5 protein-coding genes are annotated in these 6,215 nt (G+C 70.6%); 3 read left to right on the forward strand and 2 right to left on the reverse strand.

What is annotated here, in order from left to right; genetic code table 11:
• Window positions 1-66 precede the first annotated feature (66 nt).
• The 3 genes from ACWELQ_RS34905 to ACWELQ_RS34915 all read left to right on the forward strand — a co-directional run bounded on the left by ACWELQ_RS34905 (window position 67) and on the right by ACWELQ_RS34915 (window position 4,048).
• Complete coding sequence (locus ACWELQ_RS34905) at window positions 67-1,488, forward strand: hypothetical protein (protein WP_452401284.1); 1,422 nt, start codon at window positions 67-69, stop codon at window positions 1,486-1,488.
• 86 nt (window positions 1,489-1,574) lie between these two features.
• Window positions 1,575-2,813: an AAA family ATPase gene (locus tag ACWELQ_RS34910; RefSeq protein ID WP_452401285.1), complete on the forward strand. Its 1,239-nt coding sequence runs from the start codon at window positions 1,575-1,577 to the stop codon at window positions 2,811-2,813.
• Window positions 2,810-4,048: a vWA domain-containing protein gene (locus ACWELQ_RS34915; RefSeq protein WP_452401286.1), complete on the forward strand. Its 1,239-nt coding sequence runs from the start codon at window positions 2,810-2,812 to the stop codon at window positions 4,046-4,048. The genes ACWELQ_RS34910 and ACWELQ_RS34915 overlap by 4 nt, the downstream gene beginning before the upstream one ends.
• Before the next feature lie 3 nt (window positions 4,049-4,051).
• Here the strand turns inward: ACWELQ_RS34915 and ACWELQ_RS34920 are convergent, their stop codons facing one another.
• Window positions 4,052-5,419, reverse strand: a complete 1,368-nt coding sequence (locus ACWELQ_RS34920; RefSeq protein ID WP_452401287.1) for a cutinase family protein — start codon at window positions 5,417-5,419, stop codon at window positions 4,052-4,054.
• 109 nt (window positions 5,420-5,528) lie between these two features.
• Window positions 5,529-6,215, reverse strand: a 687-nt coding sequence (locus ACWELQ_RS34925; protein ID WP_452401288.1) for an FAD-dependent oxidoreductase, incomplete at its 5' end; no start/stop codon positions are given.

Here is a 6,215-nt window from a genome sequence, read left to right on the forward strand (position 1 = left end):
TATCGGCGCGATGATGACTCATTCCGAGCAAGGATTGGGGGTCTCGTTCGCAACAGGTGAGTGCTGATGCTCCTTGCGAACGGGAACGAATCCCGACTTTCCCTCTGGCTGCGCGTGCGGGAATACGCCGTGCCGCCTGCGATGATCGAAACCGCGACCGCCCGGCGTACGGTCGGTGACTGGGGTGGCGCTTGTGCCGCAGCGGGTTTCGATGTCGATATCAATCTGCGGAGGCTGGCGCGCACGCGCGGGCGTGAACTGGCGGCTCGGGTGCGGGCCGATCTTCGCCATCTGGCTCCGGATCTGCTGCGCTGGCACATGCCGAGAATCGCTCCGGACGGACTACTGCGACCGGGACTCACCCTGACGCTGGCCCGCTACGGCGACGATGAAACTCGTTGCGGCGGTGCGGGTCCGGTGCACCTTGTGGCCCGCACCGCACCGGCCTGGGCGGACGCCGGTCAGCGGATCAACCTCGTGTTGTGGGACGCCTCCCACCGTGTCGGCAACGTCGGCGAGCATCCGCACGAGGGCCCCGATCGCCGCTTCCGACTCGATCTACACCGGCACTTGTGGGATGCGCGCCGCAGCGACGAGCTGCGAATGCGTTGCGGCGCAGCGCGATCCGGCGATGCCTTTGCGCTGACCACCGGAGATGCGGAGTGGGTCACCGAGCTCGCGGCCCGGATGCCCGCGGCCTGCGCCGTGGATCTGTGGGCGGCGGAGGCGTCTATCCTCTTGCGCGACAGTGCAAGTGACTCCGGGCCACTGCTGATCCGGCTGGGCGGACGGCGACGAATCGTGGTGGAGTTGCCACCATCCGGGAATGGCCCTGCGGCACTGCGGATCGCAGCCGACTACCCGCGTGGGCGGCTGACAGCACTCCCGATCCTCCCGCATGCGGCGACCTGGAGGCTGCCCGATCTGGAGTTGCTCCGCACGGGTGCGATCACTCCCGGGCAGCTCCATCCACTGGTGGCCGCCGCCCTTGCCCCGTCACCAGGACAGTCGGCGACGGTCCAGGACTCGGCTGAAACACGTTACGGCGCAGTGCGGTCCGGGGACCCGCGGGTGGTGGATTGCCGGGGTGAGCGGCATCGGATCGGGTTGCGGGATGGCGTGTTGAGTGCGCTCGATCATTCGCCGGAGGAGGTTCGGCGGGAGGAATTGCTGGTCGCGCTCACGGGGACTCCGCTGCCTTGTCTGCAAGCCATCGACCGGGCGCATCGGCATCCCGACTGCCTCGACGGAGTGCGAGAACGGTTGCACCACGGGGATATTGCCGGTGCTTTGGCCGTGGTCGAGAGTCTGCTAGGTCCCGGGGCCGCGCTGCGCGAGGGCGCGTTGCGCGACGCGCTCGAAGAAGCCGAGCGGCGGCGGATCACCTACGGGTTGTTCAGGGCCGGGCTGACCGGCTCCCGGCCGCGCACCCCAACGCGGCCTCGACCCGCGCACCGCGCGCATCCACGTAACGCCACCTTCAACTGAACCCGGCCGCGTGAGCGCCGACCGCGCCACCGCGCGCGAGATTCTTCGACCTACTCGATTCCTCTCGACCCCAAGGTGATTCATCCATGACTTCCACACTCCCATCCCAGCTCGACATCGCGGGCGAACTGCTGTCCCTGCTGGGCGACACCACCACCGAGCCGCGCCCGGACATCCAACTCGAAGCCCTCACTCTGGCCGTCGCCGCCGATCTGCCGGTGCTGCTGTGGGGTGAGCCGGGTATCGGCAAGACCGCCGCGCTCACCCAACTCGCCGAGACCCTCGATCTCCCGCTCACCACCGTGATCGCGAGTGTCCATGAGCCGTCGGACTTTTCCGGTCTGCCCGTCATCGGCGACGACCCCGCGTCGCAGGGTGTCCCGATGGCCCCGCCGGACTGGGCGGTGCGTCTGGTGCGGGCCGGGCGCGGACTGCTGTTCCTCGACGAGCTCTCCACCGCCCCGCCCGCCGTACAGGCCGCGCTGCTGCGGCTGGTGCTGGAACGGCGGATCGGGTCGCTGCGGCTACCGGCCGGGGTCCGCATCGTCGCCGCCGCCAACCCACGCTCCTCGGCGGCCGACGGTTGGGAGTTGAGCCCGCCGCTGGCCAACCGGTTCGTGCACCTGCAGTGGACCCACGATCACGAGGTGGTGGTGCGCGGGCTGCGGGGCACCTGGCCGCGCGCGACACTGCCCGTGCTCGATCCCGGAAAACTCCCGAGCGCAGTGGATTTCGCCCGGCGCGCGGTGTGCACGCTGCTGGCCGCGCGTCCGGCGCTGGTCCATCAGATGCCGACCAGCGAGACCCGCCGCGGTGGCGCGTGGGCCTCGCCGCGCAGCTGGGAGATGACGCTGCGGCTGATCGCCTTCGCCACCGCGGCCGACGCGAGCCCGGATGTCCTGTCGAAGCTGGTGCGCGGCACCGTCGGTGACGGTCCCGGCTTCGAATTGCTCACCTGCATCGACCGTTTGGATCTGCCGGATCCGGAAACGCTGCTCGCCGATCCGGCCGCCGCAGTCCTGCCCGGGCGCGGCGATCTGCGACAGGTGGTGCTCGACGGCGTGGTGGCCGCAGTCCGCAACCGGCCGGATCGCGCCCGCTGGGACGCCGCCTGGGCGCTGCTGGTGAAAGCCGTCGAGACGGGCGCACCGGATCTGGTGGTCGTGCCCGCGACCACCCTCGCCACCCTGCGCCGAAGTGATTGGGACATACCGCAATCCATCGAGGAGCTGGCGGGCATGGTGTCGGTCTCGCGGGGCGCGGAGCGGGCCGCGAGCCGGGTAGCGGAGCGGGAAGCACAGGCCGCCGCGGCGGTGCGGCCATGAGCGGCCGTCCGGGTCCGAGCGACACCGCGCGACTGGATCGCGAGAAGCTCTATGCCGCCCGCCTGCTGGCCGTGCGCGCCCGGCCGTTCCTGGCCACCGCACTGTTCGCGCTGCACCTGGTGGAATCGCCGCACGTTCCGACGATGGCCGTAGACCGTTATTGGCGCTGCTACGTATCCCCCGCCTTCGTCGCCCAGCGCCCGGTCGAGGATCTGGCCTCGGTGCTGGTGCACGAGGTGTCGCATCTGCTGCGCGACCATCACGGGCGCAGTGACCGATTCGCGCGGCAGCACAACCTCACCGGCGCGGCCGAACGGCTGCGCATGAACATCGCCGCCGACGCCGAGATCAACGACGACGCGTTCGGCGACGGACTGATCGAACCCGCCGACGCGGTCACCCCCGCGCTGCTGGGGCTGCCCGCCGGGGAGCTCATGGAGGACTACCTGCACCAGTTCCGCCTCGGCCGCCACACCCGGGAGCTGGCCTGGCTCGACTGCGGCAGCGGCGCGGACGGCCTCGACCGCGCCTGGGATCTCGGGCCCGACGACGCCGACGGGCTCAGCGAACAGGAACGCGACGGCGTGCGATTCCGGGTGGCGCAGAGCATCATCGGCGACCCCGGCAACGGACGCGGGGGCTGGCGGCGCTGGGCCGAGGAGGCGATGCATCCGCCCCAACCGTGGCGGGACCTGCTCGGCGCGGCGCTGCGCGCGGCGGTCTCGACGGGCGGCGCGGGCGACGACTACTCCTACGGCCGCCCCGCCCGGCGCTCGGCCGCGCTCCCGGGCATCGTGCTGCCGAGCCTGCGCCGCAATCCGCCCCGGGTCAGCATTGTCATCGACACCTCGGCCTCGGTCAGCGATGCCGAATTGGGCAGTGCGCTACTGGAAACCGCGGCCGTCACCCGCACCGTGGGCGGCCGCCGCGACCTGGTCGCCGTCCTGTCATGTGATACCGCCGCCCGCGTCGCCGACCCGCTGTGCCGCGCCGAGGGCATCGCGCTGATCGGCGGTGGCGGCACCGATCTGCGTACCGGATTCGTCAAGGCGCTGCGCACCCGCCCGGACGTCGTCGTCGTGCTCACCGACGGCCAGACCGCCTGGCCCGCGGCGAAACCGAACTGTCGCACCATCATCGGGTTGTTCCGCCGCGAATCCGCGTGGAGCGAGGACAATCCGCACTACGTCCCCGGCACTCCCCCGAGCTGGGCGCGGGTCGTGCAGATCGGGTGACTGCTACGAACTCGCTTGCGAGCCCAGGTAATCGAGCAGGATCTGGGCGTCCTCGCCGTAGTCGACGTGGGCGTTGGAGGCGTAGAAGTTCGCCAGCGCGAAGCCCTGGGTGGTGAGGCGGGACAGCTCGTCGAGCCGCTCCGGCGAGGTGAAGGTGAGCACGGTCTGGACCGCGGCGTGCAGGTTGGCGCGGACAGTGGAGGTGAAGGGGCCGATGAGCGCGCCCGCCAGATCGAGACCGGATTGGGCCAGCGCCGCCGCCTGACCGGTGACGTGCGGGCCCTCACCGGTGATGGATTCGACCGTGCGCCACAGGGTGTCCTCGAGCTGCCCGGCGTCGGCGGCGATCCGGGGCAGGTCGATGCGGGTCATCAGGTCGGCGATCATGCTCTCGGCGGCGGTCCAGCCCGAGGGGTCCACCGCGGCGGCCGCGCGGATGACCGAGGCGATCAGCGGCAGGTCGACGCCCTCGGCCGCCTTGACCGTCGGCGCCAGCGCGGCATTCAGATCGGCCGCGATCTGGTGCGCGCCGGCGAAATCACCGTTGCCGATCAGGGTCGGGACGGTGGCCAGACCGCTGAGCAGGCCGGGCAGCTTGGCGGCGGTCTGCGTCCAGCCCGCACCGACCTTCACCGCCTGCGCGATCAGGGTGGTGGAGTCGGTGGTGACCGGAATGACCGAGGCGATCGGCGAGTCGTCACCGCTAAGCACCTTGCCCAGCGCCGCGAGGAACGGGGACGCGGCGGAATTGAGCGAACAGTACAGATCACCCTCGACGCACAGGGTGCGCACCCGATCGGTCAGCGCCCCGAAGTTCTGGCTGCGCGTCCCGGCGATCCCGTGCCCGGGCTGCGGATCGCCCAGCGACAGCGTGGTGTTCGGGTCGCGGTGCGGATCGGCCAGCAGTCCGACCCCGACCACCCGGTCCGCGCTGATCGGTCCCGCCCCGTTGCCGATCTCGGTCGCGAAGTCCCCGATCCCGTCCGCCCCCTGGCTGTACCCGGCCAGGATGAGCCGGGTGGACGCGCACAGCCCGCTCACCATCCGGTTCAGCCGGGTCTCGAGGGTGCGCAGCGACTGCGCGTAACTGAACCCCTGATCGAAGGCACTCGACGCGTACGGCGCGTACAGCACGGTGATATCGCCCCCGAGCTGTTGCTGGAGTCCATCACCGATCGGCCGCAGCATCCCCACCGGCACATGGGGATCCGCGTCGTACCGCGTCTCCCAGGTGCCCGGCGCCATGATCGCGGTATACGGAGTACACGACTGCCCGCCCCGCGGCTCCGCCTGCGCGGTACCGGCCACCGCGGTCCCGGCCACGGCGGCCGCGGCCAGGATCGACGCGCACGAGGACGCCAGCCTGCTCATCGTTCAATCCCTCTGTTCCCGGCGGAGTTTCGAACGAGATCAATTCTGACCACTCATCGCCGACTCCGCAGGACTTTCAGAGACATATTCGTTTCAGATTCTCGGATCGTCAAGCACGCCCCGACACGGCCTCACGGCGCAGGGCGGTGACGGATTTGCGGGCGGCGATCTGAATGGGATCCCAGACCGGGGAGAAGGGTGGGGCATAGCCGAGGTCGAGGGCGACGATCTGCTCGACGGTCAGGCGGGCGGTGAGGGCTACCGCGGCGATGTCGATGCGTTTGGCGGCGCCTTCGCGGCCGACGATCTGGACGCCGAGCAGGCGGCCGGTGCGGCGTTCGGCGAGCATCTTGACCGTCATGACGGCGGCGCCGGGGTAATAGCCGGAGCGGCTGGTGGATTCGATGGTGACGGTGACGAATTGCAGGCCCGCGGCGTGGGCGTCGCGCTCGCGCAGGCCGGTGCGGGCGACCTCGAGGTCGCAGACCTTGCTGACCGCGGTGCCCACCACGCCGGGGAAGGTGGCGTAGTCACCGCCGACACCGGAACCGATGACCTGGCCGTGTTTGTTGGCGTGGGTGCCCAGCGGGATGTGGCGGAGTTCGCCGGAGACGAGGTCGAGAACCTCCACGCAATCGCCACCCGCCCAGATGTTCTCGTGGCCGTGCACCCGCATGGCGAGATCGGTGAGCAGGCCGCCGGACTCCCCCAGCGGCAGCCCGGCGGCGCGGGCGAGCTCGGTGGTGGGGCGCACGCCGATACCGAGCACCACCACATCGGCGGGGTATTCGGCCTC

The organism is Nocardia sp. NPDC004722 (assembly GCF_053601505.1).